At 69.4% G+C, this 16,647-nt stretch carries 14 protein-coding genes; all 14 read right to left on the reverse strand.

From position 1 onward, the window contains the following. Window positions 1–28: 28 nt before the first annotated feature. The 14 genes from aroC to OG202_RS09785 all read right to left on the reverse strand — a co-directional run bounded on the left by aroC (window position 29) and on the right by OG202_RS09785 (window position 16,520). A complete protein-coding gene (gene aroC, locus OG202_RS09720) occupies window positions 29–1,213 on the reverse strand; it encodes a chorismate synthase (protein WP_326584112.1) in 1,185 nt (394 codons plus the stop codon). A 223-nt stretch (window positions 1,214–1,436) separates the two neighbouring features. Further along, complete coding sequence (locus OG202_RS09725) at window positions 1,437–1,895, reverse strand: (2Fe-2S)-binding protein (RefSeq protein ID WP_326584111.1); 459 nt, start codon at window positions 1,893–1,895, stop codon at window positions 1,437–1,439. A gap of 134 nt (window positions 1,896–2,029) precedes the next feature. Further along, window positions 2,030–4,237, reverse strand: a complete 2,208-nt coding sequence (locus OG202_RS09730) for a xanthine dehydrogenase family protein molybdopterin-binding subunit (protein WP_326584110.1) — start codon at window positions 4,235–4,237, stop codon at window positions 2,030–2,032. 203 nt (window positions 4,238–4,440) lie between these two features. After that, entirely contained in the window at window positions 4,441–5,280 is an 840-nt protein-coding gene (locus OG202_RS09735; RefSeq protein ID WP_326584109.1) for a shikimate dehydrogenase, read from the reverse strand. Then, on the reverse strand, window positions 5,281–7,065 hold the full coding sequence (gene mltG / locus OG202_RS09740; RefSeq protein WP_326584108.1) for an endolytic transglycosylase MltG: 1,785 nt from the start codon (window positions 7,063–7,065) through the stop codon (window positions 5,281–5,283). Between the two features lie 124 nt (window positions 7,066–7,189). Next, a complete protein-coding gene (ruvX, locus tag OG202_RS09745) occupies window positions 7,190–7,654 on the reverse strand; it encodes a Holliday junction resolvase RuvX (RefSeq protein WP_326585907.1) in 465 nt (154 codons plus the stop codon). A gap of 38 nt (window positions 7,655–7,692) precedes the next feature. Then, on the reverse strand, window positions 7,693–10,365 hold the full coding sequence (gene alaS, locus OG202_RS09750) for an alanine--tRNA ligase (RefSeq protein WP_326584107.1): 2,673 nt from the start codon (window positions 10,363–10,365) through the stop codon (window positions 7,693–7,695). Beyond that, window positions 10,365–10,739, reverse strand: a complete 375-nt coding sequence (locus OG202_RS09755) for a hypothetical protein (protein WP_326584106.1) — start codon at window positions 10,737–10,739, stop codon at window positions 10,365–10,367. Before OG202_RS09755 ends, alaS begins: the two co-directional genes overlap by 1 nt. A gap of 7 nt (window positions 10,740–10,746) precedes the next feature. Continuing rightward, the gene (locus OG202_RS09760) at window positions 10,747–11,193 is read right to left on the reverse strand and encodes a DUF948 domain-containing protein (protein WP_326585906.1); all 447 of its coding nucleotides are present in this window, start codon (window positions 11,191–11,193) and stop codon (window positions 10,747–10,749) included. A gap of 203 nt (window positions 11,194–11,396) precedes the next feature. Next, window positions 11,397–12,011 carry a 30S ribosomal protein S4 gene (gene rpsD / locus OG202_RS09765; protein ID WP_005485453.1) on the reverse strand — a complete coding sequence of 205 codons (615 nt, stop codon included), beginning with the start codon at window positions 12,009–12,011 and terminating at the stop codon, window positions 11,397–11,399. A 301-nt stretch (window positions 12,012–12,312) separates the two neighbouring features. Further along, window positions 12,313–13,668, reverse strand: a complete 1,356-nt coding sequence (locus OG202_RS09770) for a replication-associated recombination protein A (RefSeq protein WP_327730577.1) — start codon at window positions 13,666–13,668, stop codon at window positions 12,313–12,315. An 83-nt stretch (window positions 13,669–13,751) separates the two neighbouring features. Then, window positions 13,752–14,390 (reverse strand): vitamin K epoxide reductase family protein, encoded by a 639-nt coding sequence (locus OG202_RS09775; RefSeq protein WP_327730576.1) that lies wholly within the window; start codon window positions 14,388–14,390, stop codon window positions 13,752–13,754. A gap of 137 nt (window positions 14,391–14,527) precedes the next feature. Continuing rightward, window positions 14,528–15,790: a histidine--tRNA ligase gene (hisS, locus tag OG202_RS09780; RefSeq protein ID WP_326584103.1), complete on the reverse strand. Its 1,263-nt coding sequence runs from the start codon at window positions 15,788–15,790 to the stop codon at window positions 14,528–14,530. Between the two features lie 13 nt (window positions 15,791–15,803). Further along, window positions 15,804–16,520 (reverse strand): MBL fold metallo-hydrolase, encoded by a 717-nt coding sequence (locus OG202_RS09785; protein WP_326584102.1) that lies wholly within the window; start codon window positions 16,518–16,520, stop codon window positions 15,804–15,806. Window positions 16,521–16,647: the final 127 nt, after the last annotated feature.

Genomic DNA, 16,647 nt, shown 5'->3' on the forward strand with positions numbered 1-16,647 from the left:
CCGACGAGTACGACCAGAGGCACCGGGCTCACCGGATCGCGAGGTGGTCGAGGTAGGAGCGGACGTTGCGGGCCGTCTCGGTGACGTTGTCGCCGCCGAACTTCTCCGCCACCGCGTCGGCCAGGACGAGGGCGACCATGGCCTCGGCGACGATTCCGGCGGCCGGGACCGCGGAGACGTCGGAGCGCTGGTGGTGGGCCTGCGTGGCCTCGCCCGTGGTCACGTCGACCGTCTGCAGGGCGCGCGGCACGGTCGCGATCGGCTTCATCGCCGCCCGCACCCGCAGCAGCTCGCCCGTGGTCAGACCGCCCTCGGTACCACCGGAGCGGCCGGAGACCCGGCGGATGCCCTCGGGCGTGTTCACGATCTCGTCGTGCGCCTTGGAGCCGGGCACACGCGCCAGCTCGAAGCCGTCACCGATCTCGACGCCCTTGATCGCCTGGATGCCCATCAGGGCGCCCGCGAGGCGGGCGTCCAGCTTGCGGTCCCAGTGGACGTGCGAGCCGAGGCCCACGGGCACGCCGTACGCCAGGATCTCGACGATCCCGCCGAGGGTGTCGCCGTCCTTGTGGGCCTGGTCGATCTCGGCGACCATCGCCTTCGACGCGTCGGCGTCCAGGCAGCGCACCGGGTCCGCGTCCAGCTTCTCCACGTCGGCCGGGGTCGGGTACACGCCCTGGGGGGCCTTCGCGGAGGCCAGCTCGACCACGTGGCTGACGATCTCGATCCCGGCCGTCTCCTTCAGGTACGACCGGGCGACGGCGCCGAGGGCGACCCGGGCGGCGGTCTCCCGGGCGGAGGCGCGCTCCAGGACCGGCCGGGCCTCGTCGAAGCCGTACTTCTGCATCCCCGCCAGGTCGGCGTGCCCGGGCCGGGGGCGGGTCAGCGGGGCGTTGCGGGCCAGGCCGGCGAGGATCTCCGGGTCGACCGGGTCCGCCGACATCACCTGCTCCCACTTCGGCCACTCGGTGTTCCCGACCATGACCGCCACGGGCGAGCCCATGGTCAGACCGTGCCGGACACCCCCGAGGAAGGTGACCTCGTCGCGCTCGAACTTCATCCGCGCACCGCGTCCATAGCCCAGGCGCCGCCGGGCCAGGTGGTCCGCCACCATCTCCGTGGTGATCGGCACGCCGGCGGGAAGGCCCTCCAGCGTCGCGACAAGTGCGGGACCGTGGGACTCCCCCGCGGTCAGCCAGCGCAACCTGCTCAACGGTGCTCCTCAGTGCTCGCGCCCGGTACTGCGTACTGCCTCTGGTGGTACGCGCGTCCTCGCGTACGGCGACGGCTACCGGGTGCGCGGCCCCGGCCCGCCATCTCCGATCCTCCCACGTCCGGGGCGGGAGCCGGTTCACAGGTCCAGCAGACGGACGGCCGTGGGCGGAGCGTGGCGCCGTCCGGCGGGCGGACCGCCCTGCGCGGAGCGCCCGGTCACATCACCCCATCTTCGCCGCCGCGCTCTTGATCGCCTCGCGGATGCGGAAGTACGTGCCGCAGCGGCAGACGTTCGCGATCTCGTCGATGTCGGCGTCGGTGGGGTCGCTGGTCCGCCTGAGCAGGGCGACGGCGGCCATGATCTGTCCGGGCTGGCAGTAGCCGCACTGGGCGACGTCCTGCTCCAGCCAGGCCTCCTGGACGGGGTGCAGCCGGTCGCCGTCGGCCAGCCCCTCGATGGTGGTGACCTCGCGGCCGGCCGCCTCGGCGACCGGAACCACACAGGGCCGGACGGCCTCACCGTCGAGGTGGCTGGTGCAGGCCTTGCAGACGTCGATGCCGCAGCCGTACTTGGGGCCGCGCACACCGAGCAGGTCGCGCAGCGCCCACAGCAGGGGCAGGTCGTCGGGGGCGTCGACGGTGACGGTCTCGCCGTTGACGGTGAAGGTGTGGGAGGGCATCGATGTGCTCCTGGAGCCTGGCGCGGGTCGGCGCGGAACGTATGAGGGGGCTCGGCGGGTGACGGATCGGCCTGGCGGGCCGGCTGACTGACTGGCTGACTGGGCGGGCTGGCTGGCTGGGAACGCCCGCGGGCTCAGCGGGGGAAGGGCGTGAAGTCCACGTCGAAGTTGACGGGGAAGCGGCGCGGCTTGGTGCCGGTGGCCCGCGCATAGGCGTTGGCGACGGCGCCGACGGCCGCCGGCACGCCGAGTTCGCCCGCGCCGCCGGGTTCGTCGGCGCCCTCGATGACGAAGATCTCGACGTCCTTCGGGGAATCCTTCTGGCGGGCGTAGTGGAACTGCGAGTAGCTGCCTTCCAGCGGCAGCCCCTCGTCGATGTGGAGCCCGGCGCGCAGGGTGGTGGAGATGGCGTCCGTGAGCCCGCCGAGCAGCTGGGCCTCCAGTCCGCGCGGGTTGATCACCCGGCCCACGTCGGCGGCGATGACCGCCTTGGTCACCCGGGGCTTCTTCGGATCGGTGGCGTCGATCTCGACCAGGCAGGCCGTGCAGGCCTTGTACTCGTCGTGGAATCCGACGCCCTGTGCCCACCCGTCGGGCAGGCTCCGTCCCCAGTCGCCCGCCTCCGCGACCTTGGCGAGCACGGCCCTGTGCCGCGCCGTCTTGAGGAACTCCCGCCGGAAGTCGACCGGGTCCTTGCCGAGCTTCGCCGCCAACTCGTCGACGATGATCTCCTCGGCGCCTCGCGTGTTGGCCGAGTACACCGAACGCCACGACCCGGTGTGCATCCTGATCGGCACCTCGGTGAGCGTCTGCGTGGTGACGCCGAAGTTGTACGGGGACTTCACCGTGGTCAGGAACAGGGTCTGCGCGAAGGTCGCGTTCCCGACACCCGACGGCAGGCTCGCCGCGGCGGCGGTGACCGCGTCGCCGAGGCCGTGCCGGAAGTCGGTCTCCACTGCGGCCACCTGGTGCTGGAAGGTGAGCACCTGTCCCGCCGCGTACGTGGCCCGGACCCGGTGGTGAGTGGCGGGCCGCATCCGCCCGTGCCGCATGTCGTCGATCCGCGACCACATCAGCCGTACGGGCCGCCCGCTCTTCTTCGACACGACGGCGGCCTCCAGCGCCGCGTCGTAGAACAGCCGCCGCCCGAAGGACCCGCCCGACTGCACGACATGGACCTTCACCTCGGACACCGGCAGTCCGACGGCTTTCGCGATGGCGGCCTGGGCGACGATCGGCGACTTCAGCCCGGACCAGATCTCGGCCCGGTCCTCCCGCACATCCGCGACGGCCGAGTTGGTCTCCAGCGGCGCGTGACTGGCGAAGGCGAAGTCGAACTCCCCCTCCACCTTCTTCACCAGCAGCCCGAGCACGTCCAGCGAGGGCGTCGCCGCCTTCAGCCGGGCCCGGATGCCGTCGTCCGACAGCGCGTCGACGCTCCCCGGGCCCCAGGTGACATCCAGCGCCTCCTTGCCGTCGAGCGCCTGCCCGAACGTTTCCGCGACCACCGCGACGCCACTGTCGATGGTGACCACGTCGAGCACGCCGGGCATGGCCCGCACGGCGGGCTCGTTGTTCACCGCCTTCACCGTGCCGTTGATCGTCGGCGGCCGGCGCACCATGCACGGCTTGGCCCCGGGCACGTCGAGGTCGAGCGTGTAGACCTGCTTGCCGGTGACCAGGGCACGGGCGTCGATGCGCGAGGTGGGGGTGCCGACGAGGGTGTGCTCCGACTCCTTCTTCGTCGTGACGACGAGGGAGCCGAGATCGAGGGAGGCGGCGGCCGCCGACAGCGATCCGTAGGAGGCGGTACGCCCGTCCGGCGCGACCACCACGCCTTGACGGACCGTCAACTCACTTGCGTCGAGCCCCCATTGCCTGGCGGCGGCGCGAACCATGCGCGCCCGCGCGGCAGCCGCCGTGTGCCGCACCGGGTCGTAGAGGGAACGGATGGAGTTGGAGCTGCCGGTGAGCTGGTTGAAGAGCAACTCGGGCCGGGCATCGTCCAGTTCCACGCGCACGCGGTCGAGCGGGGTGTCCAACTCCTCGGCGACCAGCATCGCCACCGCCGTGGTGAGCCCCTGCCCGACCTCTTCCCTCGGCAGCCGGAAATGGGCGACGCCCTCCTCGTCGACACTCAGCACCAGCATGTTCGCCGTCGGCGCCCCGGCCAGAATCAGCAGATCACCGAGGTCCACCAGATCCGCCGGCGCCGGCAACGTGGGAATCGCCGCCTCCGCGCTGCCCGGGTCATAGACGTCCAGACCTATCTTGGTCGCGACGGCGAGAGTGGGCGCGGCCACCAGATAGGTGAGAAACCGGCGCCGGGAGTGACGTGACATAGGGGGCTCCGTTCAACGCCCCGCCTGCGTCGCCGGGCCGCCCGGAGATGATCCCCGCTGGTTACCCCCTGGTACAAGGGCTTCACAGCATCACCACACGGGTGCCTCGCCCTCAGCCCTTCCCTGGCTACGGGCGGTCCTGCCGACGGGGCGACGCGGGCACCTCCCGCTCGCGCGAAGCTGAGCGGGAGGACAACCGAGCACTATCCCCGGCCGGCCAGCGCCCGCTCCCCCGCCGTCCGCATCGCCGCCACCGGCGCCGTCTTGCACCCGGTCATCTGCTCGACCTGCAACACGGCCTGGTGCACCAGGAGATCGAGCCCACTGACGACGGCACCCCCGTACGCCGACCAGCGCGCGGCCAGAGCCGTCGGCCACGGGTGGTACAGCACATCGAACAGCGTCGTCGGCCGCTCCGGCACCGCGCCGGACAGCGCGTCCGTCGCCCCGGCCGGTGTCGTGGCGACGACCAGCGGAGCGCTCAGCCCTCGCTCGGCGTCCGCCCAGTCCTCCGTACGCACCTCGACGCCCAGCCGCTCGCCCCACTGCCGCATCTCCGCGGCGCGGGCCTCGCTCCGCACGTACGCCACGACCTCACCGGTGCAGATCCGGGCGAGCGCGGCCAGCGCGGAGGAGGCGGTGGCGCCCGCACCGAGGATCGCGGCGGACTCCACCTGCTCGATCCCCCGCTCCCGCAGGGCGGCCACCATCCCGGGGATGTCGGTGTTGTCGCCGACCCGCCGCCCGTCCTCGGTGAACACCAGGGTGTTGACCGTCTCGACGGAGGCCGCCGTCTCACTGATCTCGTCCAGCAGCGGGATGACCGCCCGCTTCAGCGGCATGGTCAGCGACAGCCCCGCCCATTCCGGTCCGAGCTTGTCGACGAACCCGGGCAGCGCCGCCTCGTCGACCTCGAAACGGTCGTACGTCCAGTCGGTGAGGCCGAGTTCGGCGTACGCGGCCCGGTGCAGCACGGGGGAGAGCGAGTGGGCGATCGGCGAACCGAGCACGGCGGCCCGGCGCTTGGTGGCGGTGCGGCTCATCTATCCGTTCTGCGCTTCCTGGTACTTTTCGCGGTTCCGGTTGTGCTCCGCGTTGGTGACCGCGAAGAGCGTCTCGTCCTTGCTGATCGACACGAAGTAGTACCAGTCACCCTTGGCCGGCTTGAGAGCTCCCTCGATCGCCTCGCCACCGGGATTACCGATCGGCCCCGGCGGCAATCCATACACCTTGTACGTGTTGTACGGGTCATCGATCTGCCGCAGCGAGTCGACCGAGCCGGTGGCCAACTTGGATTCACCACGCAGGTAGTTGACCGTCGAGTCGAAGTCGAGCAGACCAGCCGTCTCCGCGTTGTTGGGCTCGAGCCGGTTGTAGACGACCCGCGCGATCTTCCTGTAGTCCTTCTTGTTGTTTCCCTCGGCCTGCACGAGGCTCGCGACAGTGAGTACCTGAAGCGGATTTTCCAGCTTCAGCCCCTTGGCCTTGCCCGCCAGGTCCAATTGCTCGTACTTCGCCTTGGCGAGGGCGACCATTTCCTTCAGGACGGCCTCGGGCTTCATGTCCTTGGCGATCGGATAGGTGGACGGGTAGAGGAATCCTTCCAGCGGATCCTTGATGTCGTCGTTGTCGTTCGCCCAGTCGGGCAGGCCGAGGGTCTCCCACTTCTTCTCGGCGACATCCTCGGTCGTGCCCTTCTTCAGGCCCAACTCCTTGTCGATCGCGGCGTAGACCTCGTTGTTCCGCCTACCTTCGGAGACAGTGAAGCTGTTCTGACTCTTCGGGTCGAGCATCAGGGCGATAGCGCTTTCAGCGGACATCTCCTTCTTGAGGAGATAGACGCCCGCCTGAATCTGCGGCTTCTCGGGATTCTGCGCCAGTGCGATCGTGAAGGCGTCCACACTCTTGACGACTCCGGCCGCCTTCAGCTTCTGGCCGATCACCGACCCGAATTCGCCCTTGGCGACCGTGATCGTAACGGTCTCGTTCGTACCGTTCCCCGAATAGTCGGGAGTCTCGGCGAAACGGCTCTGGTAGAACTGGTAACCGAAATAGCTGACGCCGGCGAGGCCGCCGCCGAAGACCATGACGACCACCAGGCAGGCACACCCACTGCGGCGCTTCTTGCCGCCCTTGCCCGTCTTTCCGGACTTGCCGCCGCGGCCCTTCCGGTCACCCCGGCCCGCGCGTTCCTCGGCCTCGTCGTCATCGTCGTCATCGCCGCCACCCGCGAAGAAGGCGTGTTCTCCCTGGTCCGGCCCGGGATCCCAGTCCGTCCGCTCGGCGACCGGCTGCGGCTCGGGTTCGGGTGCGGCTGCGGGTGCGGGTGCGGGTGCGGGCGTGGGTTCCGCGCCACGACGCGAGGGCGGCTCCGGCGGTGGATACGCGTCGGGCGTGCCGTAGAAGTCCTGTTGGCCACCGCCGTAGGCCATCGGCTGCTGCTGCCCCCCGTAGGGGTCGGTCGGGTCGGCGACGTAAGGGGCCTGTGCGTGCTGGTGCGTTCCGTTGTTCCAGCCGCCGTTGACCTGGTCGTACTGCTGCTGGTGCTGGTTCTGGCCGGGGTACTGCTGACCGGGCTCGCCGTACTCCTGCTGGTACTGCTGCTGGGCGTAGGGGTCCTGATGCCCGTTGACCCAGCCGCCGTTGCCGTTGTCGTGACCGTAAGGCTGCTGGTACTGCTGCTGCTCGGGGTAGTGCTGCTGCGGCTGGCCGCCGTAGGCGGACTGCTGGCCCCCCTGGGCCTGCTGCCCGTCCCATCCGCCGTCCCCGTACAACGGGTCGTCCGGATGCCACGGTTCGGAGCCTGGGCCCCGGCCATACTCAGTCATCGATCCCCTAGAGCCGCGAGGCGGCGGTCACGCGGGGCCTGTGGCTCAGCTTTCGTCCCCGCCTCTTTTTGTGCGGTGGCTGTTCGAAGGCCACCGCATCGCGCGGAACGTTACCGTATCGCGATCAGATGACCACTTCGACGCCCTCGCCCGGAGCTTTACCTGACACCCGTTCGGATTCCAGGGCCTGTTGCAGGATGATCACGGCTGCCACCTGGTCAATGACCGACCTGCCCTTTTTGGATTTCACCCCTGAGGCACGCAGCCCTTGGCCGGCCGTCACTGTGGTCATCCTCTCGTCGACGAGTCTGACCGGAACGGGCGCGATCATACGGGCCAACTCCTGAGCGAATCCCCGGACCTTGACAGCGGCCGGACCTTCGCCGCCCTTGAGGGAACGCGGAAGTCCGACGATGACCTCTATAGGTACGTATTCGTCGACCAGTTGTCTCAATCGCCGCTGAGCTGCGGGGACATCGCGTCCGGGAACAGTCTCGACCGGGGTCGCGAGGATCCCGTCGGGGTCGCAGGAGGCGACCCCGATGCGGGCGTCCCCGACGTCGATCGCGAGCCGACGGCCACGGCGCATGGCCGGGCCGTCGTCTTCGCTCGCGTGAGGCGTCGTGCTCACTTGGCCGTCTCGGCGACCAGGCGCTCGACCGCGTCCACGGCCTCGCCGATGGCGGCCGGGTTCTGGCCACCGCCCTGGGCGACGTCCGGCTTGCCGCCACCGCCGCCGCCGAGGGTCTTGGCGGCCGTACGGACCAGATCGCCGGCCTTCAGACCGCGCTCGCGGGCAGCCTCGTTGGTGGCGATGACCGTCAGCGGCTTGCCGTTCACGGCGGTGAAGAGGGCTACCACGACGGCCCGGCCACCCTGGATGCGTCCACGCACGTCGAGCACCAGCTTGCGGAGGTCGTCGGCGGTGGTGCCGTCCGGGACCTGACCGGTCACCACGGCAACGCCGGAGACGTCCTTGGCGGACTCGGCGAGACCGGCGGCGGCCTGCAGCACCTTCTCGGCGCGGAACTTCTCGATCTCCTTCTCGGCGTCCTTCAACTTGCCGAGCATGGCCGAGACCTTCTCCGGAAGCTCTTCCGGACGGCCCTTGATCAGCTCCTGGAGCTGGGCGACGACCGTGTGCTCACGGGCGAGGAAGTTGTAGGCGTCGACGCCGACCAGGGCCTCGATACGGCGCACACCGGAGCCGATGGACGACTCCCCGAGCAGCTTGACCAGGCCGAGCTGAGAGGTGTTGTGGACGTGCGTGCCGCCGCACAGCTCCTTGGAGAAGTCACCGATGGTGACGACGCGGACGCGCTCGCCGTACTTCTCGCCGAACTCGGCGATGGCGCCCTGCTTCTTGGCCTCGTCGAGGCTCAGGATCTCCGCGTGCACGTCCAGGTCGCGGGCGAGCACCTCGTTGATCTTCTGCTCGACGTCGGTCATCACGGCCGTCGGAACGGCGGACGGGGAACCGAAGTCGAAGCGGAAGCGGCCGGGCTGGTTCTCGGAACCGGCCTGGGCGGCCGTCGGGCCGAGGGCGTCGCGCAGGGCCTGGTGGGTGAGGTGCGTGGCCGAGTGGGCGCGGGCGATGGCCGTACGGCGACGGCCGTCGATCGAGGCCTGGGCCTTGGCGCCGACGGTCACCTCGCCGACCTGGACGACGCCCTTGTGGACGTACACACCCGGGACCGGCTTCTGGCAGTCGCGGATCTCGATGACGGCACCGGAGTCGACCTTGATCCGGCCGGTGTCACCGATCTGACCGCCGCCCTCGGCGTAGAACGGGGTGCGGTCGAGGACGATCTCGACCTCGTCGCCCTCGGTGGCGGCGGGCGACGACAGACCGTCGACGAGGATGCCGACGACCGTCGACTCGCCCTCGGTGTCCGAGTAGCCGATGAACTCGGTCTCACCGGCGGCGTCGGCGATCTCACGGTAGGCACCGAGGTCGGCGTGGCCGGTCTTCTTGGCGCGGGCGTCGGCCTTGGCGCGGTCCCGCTGCTCCTTCATCAGGCGGCGGAAGCCGTCCTCGTCCACGGAGAGGCCCTGCTCGGCGGCCATCTCCAGGGTGAGGTCGATCGGGAAGCCCCAGGTGTCGTGGAGCAGGAAGGCCTTGTCACCGGCGAGGACCTGGCCGCCGGAGGCCTTGGTCTCCGTCACGGCGGTGTCGAGGATGTTCGTGCCGGCCTTCAGCGTCTTGAGGAAGGCGTTCTCCTCGGCGAGGGCGACCTTCTCGATGCGCTCGCGGTCGGTGATCAGCTCGGGGTACTGCTGGCCCATCATGCCGATGACGACGTCGATGAGGTCCTGGACGACCGGGCCGGTGGCACCGAGCAGCCGCATGTTGCGGATGGCACGGCGCATGATGCGGCGCAGGACGTAGCCACGGCCCTCGTTGCCGGGGGTGACGCCGTCGCCGATGAGCATCACGGCGGTGCGGATGTGGTCGGTGACCACACGCAGGGAGACATCGGACTCGTGGGCGTCGCCGTAGCGGACACCGGTGAGTTCGGTGGCCTTGTCGATGACGGCCATGGAGGTGTCGATCTCGTACATGTTCTGCACGCCCTGCAGAATCATGGCGAGGCGCTCCATGCCGAGGCCCGTGTCGATGTTCTTGCTGGGCAGCTCGCCGAGGATCTCGAAGTCCTCCTTGGAGGTGCCCTCGCCGCGCTCGTACTGCATGAAGACCAGGTTCCAGATCTCCACGTACCGCTCGTCGTTGACGGCGGGGCCGCCCTCGACGCCGAACTCCGGGCCGCGGTCGTAGTTGATCTCGGAACACGGGCCGCACGGGCCGGGAACGCCCATGGACCAGTAGTTGTCCTTCATGCCGAGGCGCTGGATGCGCTCCTTGGGCACGCCGATCTGCTCGTGCCAGATGCGCTCGGCCTCGTCGTCGTCCTTGTAGACGGTGATCCAGAGCTTCTCCGGCTCCAGGCCGTAACCACCCTTGTCCTGGGGGCTGGTGAGCAGCTCCCAGGCGTGCTTGATGGCGCCTTCCTTGAAGTAGTCGCCGAAGGAGAAGTTGCCGCACATCTGGAAGAACGTGCCGTGCCGGGTGGTCTTGCCGACCTCCTCGATGTCCGGTGTGCGGACGCACTTCTGCACGCTGGTGGCGCGGGCGAAGGAGGGCTTGACCTCACCGAGGAAGTACGGCTTGAAGGGGACCATGCCCGCGTTGACCAGGAGCAGAGTCGGGTCGTCCGCGATGAGCGACGCCGAAGGGACGACGGTGTGACCGCGCTCCTCGAAGAAGCTCAACCAGCGGCGGCGGATTTCAGCCGACTCCATCAGTGGTCCTCATTCCGGTTGTACGGGTACGACGAGTTGTCGACGTACCTCGGATTCCTGCTGTACTTCGGGGTGTTGCTGTTCTCGATGGCGACGACGCGCCTCGCGGCCGGGAGTTGCGGGTACTGGTCGGGATTGGCCTCGATGCCGAGGGCCTCACCCAGTTCGGCCTCCCGCTGAGCCATGTTGTCGCGGACGTCGAGGGCGAATCCGACCGCCCGGTCCTTGAGCTTGTGGCCCACCTCGACCGCCTTGTGGGCGGCCTGGGTGGCTAGGTGCTCGGGGGTGAGCTGCTTGAGCTTGCGGTTGACCTTGGTGGTGGCCCACACTCCGGCGGCGACCCCTGTGGTGAACCAGAACGTACGGCGGAACATCGCTCGGTCAGTCCTTCTTTCCACGGGTGCTCCGCCTGCTCCGGCGCGTGCCCGGAACGGTGCGCCCCACGATCACGGTACGGCGCCGCTCCTCGGCGGGTTCGCCCTCCCGGCGGCCGCCCATGGCCCGGCGTACGCCGTAGCCGAAGGCCGCGACCTTGACGAGGGGGCCGCCGAAGGTGGACGCGACGGTCGTGGAGAGCGCCGAGGCGTTCGACGTGACCTCCTGGACGTCGGACGCGATGGCGTCGACCCGCTCGATCTGGGTCTGCGCGGAGCGGACGGCGGTGGACGCGTCGGCGAGGAGGGGGACGGCCTGGTCGGTCACGTCCGCGACGAGCTTGGTGGTCGCCTTGAGCGTCTGGGCCAGCCTCGCCAGCGCGACGGCGAGGAAGGAGACCAGGATCGCCCAGAAGACGGCCACCAGGATCCCGGCCACCTCTCCACCGGACACTGTCTGCACCCGCTCCCTGGAACATGCCTGAACGTCGAAAAGTCGTGTCCCGAGCCTATCGCGCCGTGGCGATCGCTCAGTACCGCATTAATGCGTACCGCGATACCTGCCGCAGTAAGGCGAGAGCCCGCCGCCCCGCCCGCCTCGAAGGGCGGGGAGACGACGGGCTGACGCGCGGTGAGACTACGTCCGTCGGGTACGGATCAACGGGCGTAGTACTCGACGACCAGCTGCTCGTCGCAGATGACCGGAACTTCCTTGCGGTTCGGCTCGCGGTCCAGGCGGAACGCCAGGGCCTTGAGGTTCACCTGCAGGTAGCGCGGGGTCTCACCGTCCGCGGCGAAGCCACCCTCGCGGGCGACCTCGAACAGCGGCTTCTGACGGCTGCGCTCACGGACCATGACGACGTCGTCCGGCTTGACGCGGAAGGACGGCTTGTCGACCTTGTGGCCGTTGACCTCGATGTGGCCGTGGACGACCATCTGGCGGGCCTGGTAGATCGTGCGGGCGATGCCCGAACGCAGGACCAGCGCGTCGAGACGGCGCTCGAGCTCGATGATCAGGGCCTCACCGGTCTTGCCCTGAACCTTGGAGGCACGCTCGTAGGCGCGGACGAGCTGGCGCTCGGACACGTCGTACTGCGCGCGCAGACGCTGCTTCTCGAGCAGACGGACCTTGTAGTCCGAGTTCTGCTTGCGGCCGCGGCCGTGCTCGCCCGGCGGGTAGGGGCGGGCCTCGAAGTACTTGACGGCCTTCGGGGTCAGCGCGATGCCGAGGGCACGCGACTTCTTGACCTTGGGGCGGGACTGGTTCGCCACTTCTTTTCCTTTTCCTTATCGGCTGCCTCAGGGTTACGGGAGGTCGCATCCGCAGCCGGGGATTCCCGTCTCGTCCACGAGGGACGTGGCGGGCAGCCGTTCCCCTAGTTCTGGGCACATACGTGCAGCACACGAACGGCCCACCGACCGGTCCCGGAATTCCGAGTGGTGGTGGGCGGCCCGCGACACCTACGACGGTGCGCGACGCTCCTGGATCAGAAGATCCGGCTGGATGTCCCGCCTGAGGCGCCGACCGGAGCCGGACACGGGACGCAGCACTGGGGAGGAGTCTACAGGGGGTTCAGGACTGCTTCCGACCGAGGTGCTTCCTCGTCCACTCCACCGCGTCGGCGTACCGGGCCTCGGCCCCGTGCCTGGTCGGGGTGTAGTACTCCCGCCCGTTGATCGCGTCCGGCGCGTACTGCTGGGCGGCGATCCCCTCGGGCAGGTCGTGCGGGTACACATACCCCTGGGCGTGCCCGAGCTTGGCCGCGCCCTTGTAGTGCCCGTCCCGCAGATGCGGCGGCACGGGCCCGGCCAGCCCCTTGCGTACGTCCTCCAGGGCGGCCTGGACGGCCGTCGTCGCGGAGTTCGACTTCGGGGCGAGGGCGAGGGCGATCGTGGCATGGCTGAGGGTGAGCGCTGCCTCGGGGAAGCCGATCATGGCGACGGCCTGGGCGGCCGCGACGGCTATCGGCAGCACGTTCGGATCGGCGAGGCCGATGTCCTCGCTGGCGGAGATCATCAGCCGGCGGGCGATGAACCGGGGATCCTCACCGGCCTCGATCATCCGGGCCAGATAGTGCAGCGCGGCGTCGACGTCGGAGCCTCGGATGGACTTGATGAGCGCGCTGGCCACGTCGTAGTGCTGATCGCCGTCGCGGTCGTACTTGACGGCGGCGCGGTCGACGGTCTCCTCGAGGGTCTGGAGCCCGATCTCCTCCTCCCCCTTGTCGAGGGCGGCACCGGCGGCGGCCTCCAGGGCGGTCAGGGCGCGGCGGGCGTCGCCGCCGGCGATCCGCAGGAGGTGGGCCTCGGAATCCTCGGGGAGGGTGACGGCACTCTTGAGGCCGCGCTCGTCGGTCAGTGCCCTCTTGAGGAGTCCGCGCAGGTCGTCGTCGGTGAGCGGCTCCAGGGTGAGGAGCAGGGAGCGGGAGAGCAGGGGGGAGATCACCGAGAAGTACGGGTTCTCCGTGGTCGCCGCGATCAGGGTGACCCAGCGGTTCTCGACGGCCGGGAGCAGGGAGTCCTGCTGGGCCTTGCTGAAACGGTGGATCTCGTCGAGGAAGAGGACGGTCTCCTTGCCGAAGCCGCCGGTGGCGCGGCGGGCGCCCTCGATGACCGCGCGGACCTCCTTGACCCCGGCGGTGATCGCGGAGAGCTCCACGAAACGCTTGTTGGTGGCCTTGGAGACGACGTACGCCAGGGTCGTCTTGCCCGTGCCGGGCGGACCCCAGAGGATCACCGAGGAGGGGCCGGCCGGGCCGCCGCCGGACTCGCCGACCAGTCTGCGCAGGGGCGAGCCGGGCTTCAGCAGGTGTTGCTGACCCACGACCTCGTCGAGGGTGCGTGGACGCATGCGTACGGCCAGGGGGCTGGCCGTAGGGTCCTTCTCCTGGCGTTCTTCTGCGGCGGCGGTGAACAGATCGGGCTCCACACCGAAAACCCTATGTCACGCCACTGACACTCCGGACGAGTCCGCCGGAGGCCGGGCCTCTGCGGCGGTCCGCCCTCCGGCTGTCAGCTGGTCCAGAAGTCCCACCAGCGAGTCAGGATCAGCATGCCGATGACGCCGATGTGCATCACGGGCAGGACCCAGGTGAACTCGCCGAAGAAGCTCTTCAGCCAGCCGGGCGCGGGCAGGAAGCCGTGCCGGATGTTGAAGGACGTCACGTACCAGAACATCAGGATCGTGGCGACCCAGGCGAGGCAGCACCACAGGCAGAGCGAGTTGATGTTGTACAGCGACTGGTACTGGAGCCAGGTCACGAAGCCGACGCCGAAGGCGGTGCCCGCGTTGAAGGTCAGCCAGTACCAGCGCGGGTAGGTCGCCCGGGCGAGCAGGCTCATGCCGACGCCGATGACGATGCCGTACGCGACGAGGCCGAGCATCGGGTTGGGGAACCCGAAGACGGACGCCTGGTCGCTCTTCATGATGTTGCCGCAGGAGACCACCGGGTTGAGGCTGCACCCGGGGGTGAAGTTCGGGTCCTCCAGCAGCTTGAACTTGTCGAGCGTGATGACCCAGGACGCGAGCAGCCCGGCCGCGCCGGTGATCAGCAGCAGGATCGCGAAGGCACGACTGCCGCCCACCGTGCGCGGGACCTCGGGGTGTTCCCGCTGGGCGGCGGAGACGTCCTTGACTGTCGTCTTGCTCATCACGTCGATTCCATAGCGTCGAAGGGGCCGCTGGGGCACGGTCATTGTGCCGTACACCCTCGCGCGCGCACCGTTCGCTGGACATAAATGTCGCCCCTACCGCCCGTAAGGGGCGGTAGGGGCGACAAGGGTTCGACTCAGCCGAGCCGGGCCTCCAGCTCTGCCACGATCTCGTTCACGCCGACGGCGACCTGCTCGCCGGACTCCATGTCCTTGAGCTGGACGACGCCCTCGGCGAGGTCGCGTTCACCGGCCACGACCGTGTAGCGCGCACCACTCCGGTTGGCGTTCTTCATCGCGCCCTTCAGGCCCTTCCCGCCGTACGAGAAGTCGGCCGCGATGCCCACCTTGCGCAGCTCGGTGACCTTGGCGAACAGGAGGCGGCGGGCCTCCTCGCCGAGCGGGACGGCGAACACGCTGGTGGCGGCCGGGAGTTCGAGCTCGACACCCTCCGCCTCCAGGGCCAGGACGGTGCGGTCGACGCCGAGGGCCCAGCCGACCGACGGCAGCGCGGGGCCGCCGATCATCTCGGAGAGGCCGTCGTAGCGGCCGCCGCCGCCCACCGCGGACTGCGAACCCAGTCCGTCGTGGACGAACTCGAAGGTGGTGCGGGTGTAGTAGTCCAGGCCGCGCACCAGCTTCGGGTCGTCCTCGAAGGAGACGCCCGCCGCCGTGATCAGCTCGCGCACCTCCTCGTGGTACGCCTTGCAGGCGTCGCAGAGGTAGTCGCGCAGCAGCGGGGCGTCCCCGAGCTGCTTCTGGACCGACTCGCGCTTGTCGTCGAGGACCCGGAGCGGGTTGATCTCCGCGCGGCGGAGCGTGTCCTCGTCCAGGTCCAGGCCGCGCAGGAACTCCTGCAGCGCGGCCCGGTAGACGGGACGGCACTCCTTGTCGCCCAGGCTGTTCAGCAGGATGCGGAAGTCGCGCAGGCCCAGCGAGCGGTACGCCTGGTCCGCCAGGATGATCAACTCGGCGTCCAGGGCCGGGTCCTCGGCACCGATGGCTTCCGCGCCGACCTGGGAGAAGTGCCTGTAGCGGCCCGCCTGCGGCTGCTCGTAGCGGTAGTACGAGCCCGAGTACCAGAGCTTGACCGGGAGGTTGCCCTGCCTGTGCAGGTTCGCCTCAAGTGCCGCACGCAGTACGGACGCGGTGCCCTCGGGGCGCAGGGCCAGCCTGTCGCCGCCCTTCGTCTCGAATGCGTACATCTCCTTGGTCACGATGTCGGTCGACTCTCCCACACCGCGCGCGAAGAGCTCGACGTTCTCGAAGCCGGGCGTCTCGACATAGCCGTACCCGGAGTTGCGCAACGGGCCGGCGATCGCCTCACGGACCGCGAGGAAAGTCGCGGAACGGGGCGGCAGCAGGTCGTACGTGCCCTTGGGGGCCTGAAAGGTGCTCACGGAAGGTCTCTCGTCACATTCCTCGTCGGGGAGGGGTCGTCGGACCCGCTCCCTGGCCGCCGGCGGCCACCTGCCGCAGATACGGGTTGGTGGCGCGCTCCTGGCCGATGGTCGTCTGGGGGCCGTGGCCGGACAGCACCACGGTCGAGTCGTCGAGCGGCAGGCACACGCGGGCCAGCGAGTCGAGCATCTCGGCCATGTCACCGCCGGGCAGGTCGGTGCGTCCGATGGAGCCGGCGAAGAGCAGATCCCCGGAGAAGAACACGGAGGGGATCTCCGTGTTCTCGGGCATCCGGAAGGTCACCGACCCCTTGGTATGGCCGGGCGCGTGCGCGACGGACAGCTCCAGACCGGCCAGTTCGAGCTTCGCGCCGTCGGTCAGCTCCTTGACGTCACCCGGCTCCCCCACGGTCAGCTCGCCCATGAGCGGCATGCCGATGGAACGGCCGAGCGCCTTCTCGGGGTCGCTCATCATGTACCGGTCCTCGGGGTGGATCCACGCCGGTACGTCGTGCGCGCCGCACACCGGGACGACCGAGGCCACGTGGTCGATGTGGCCGTGGGTGAGGACGACGGCGACGGGCTTGAGCCGATGCTTCTTCAGCGTCTCCTCGACTCCCTGGGTGGCCTGGTGGCCCGGGTCGATGATCACGCACTCCTCACCGGCGGCGGGGGCGACCAGATAACAGTTGGTCCCCCAGGCCCCGGCGGGGAACCCGGCAATGAGCACGATCGTCCTTCTTGTGTCGTACGAGGGTGGGTTGCTGTGGATCAGAGCCTACCGGCGCTGCCGTTTCCTCAGCGAACCCATATACGGTACGGGTCACACGCAAACAGTCGACTCACGAGACGCGCGA

The organism is Streptomyces sp. NBC_00310 (assembly GCF_036208085.1).
Classification (GTDB): domain Bacteria; phylum Actinomycetota; class Actinomycetes; order Streptomycetales; family Streptomycetaceae; genus Streptomyces.

What these genes read in the sequence shown, in the direction of transcription:
- OG202_RS09725 (WP_326584111.1), bottom strand. Translation starts at nt 1,895, where the DNA reads ATGCCCTCCCACACCTTCACCGTCAACGGCGAGACCGTCACCGTCGAC.
- OG202_RS09730 (WP_326584110.1), bottom strand. Translation starts at nt 4,237, where the DNA reads ATGTCACGTCACTCCCGGCGCCGGTTTCTCACCTATCTGGTGGCCGCG.
- mltG (WP_326584108.1), bottom strand. Translation starts at nt 7,065, where the DNA reads ATGACTGAGTATGGCCGGGGCCCAGGCTCCGAACCGTGGCATCCGGAC.
- ruvX (WP_326585907.1), bottom strand. Translation starts at nt 7,654, where the DNA reads ATGCGCCGTGGCCGTCGGCTCGCGATCGACGTCGGGGACGCCCGCATC.
- OG202_RS09775 (WP_327730576.1), bottom strand. Translation starts at nt 14,390, where the DNA reads ATGAGCAAGACGACAGTCAAGGACGTCTCCGCCGCCCAGCGGGAACAC.
- alaS (WP_326584107.1), bottom strand. Translation starts at nt 10,365, where the DNA reads ATGGAGTCGGCTGAAATCCGCCGCCGCTGGTTGAGCTTCTTCGAGGAG.
- OG202_RS09755 (WP_326584106.1), bottom strand. Translation starts at nt 10,739, where the DNA reads ATGTTCCGCCGTACGTTCTGGTTCACCACAGGGGTCGCCGCCGGAGTG.
- OG202_RS09735 (WP_326584109.1), bottom strand. Translation starts at nt 5,280, where the DNA reads ATGAGCCGCACCGCCACCAAGCGCCGGGCCGCCGTGCTCGGTTCGCCG.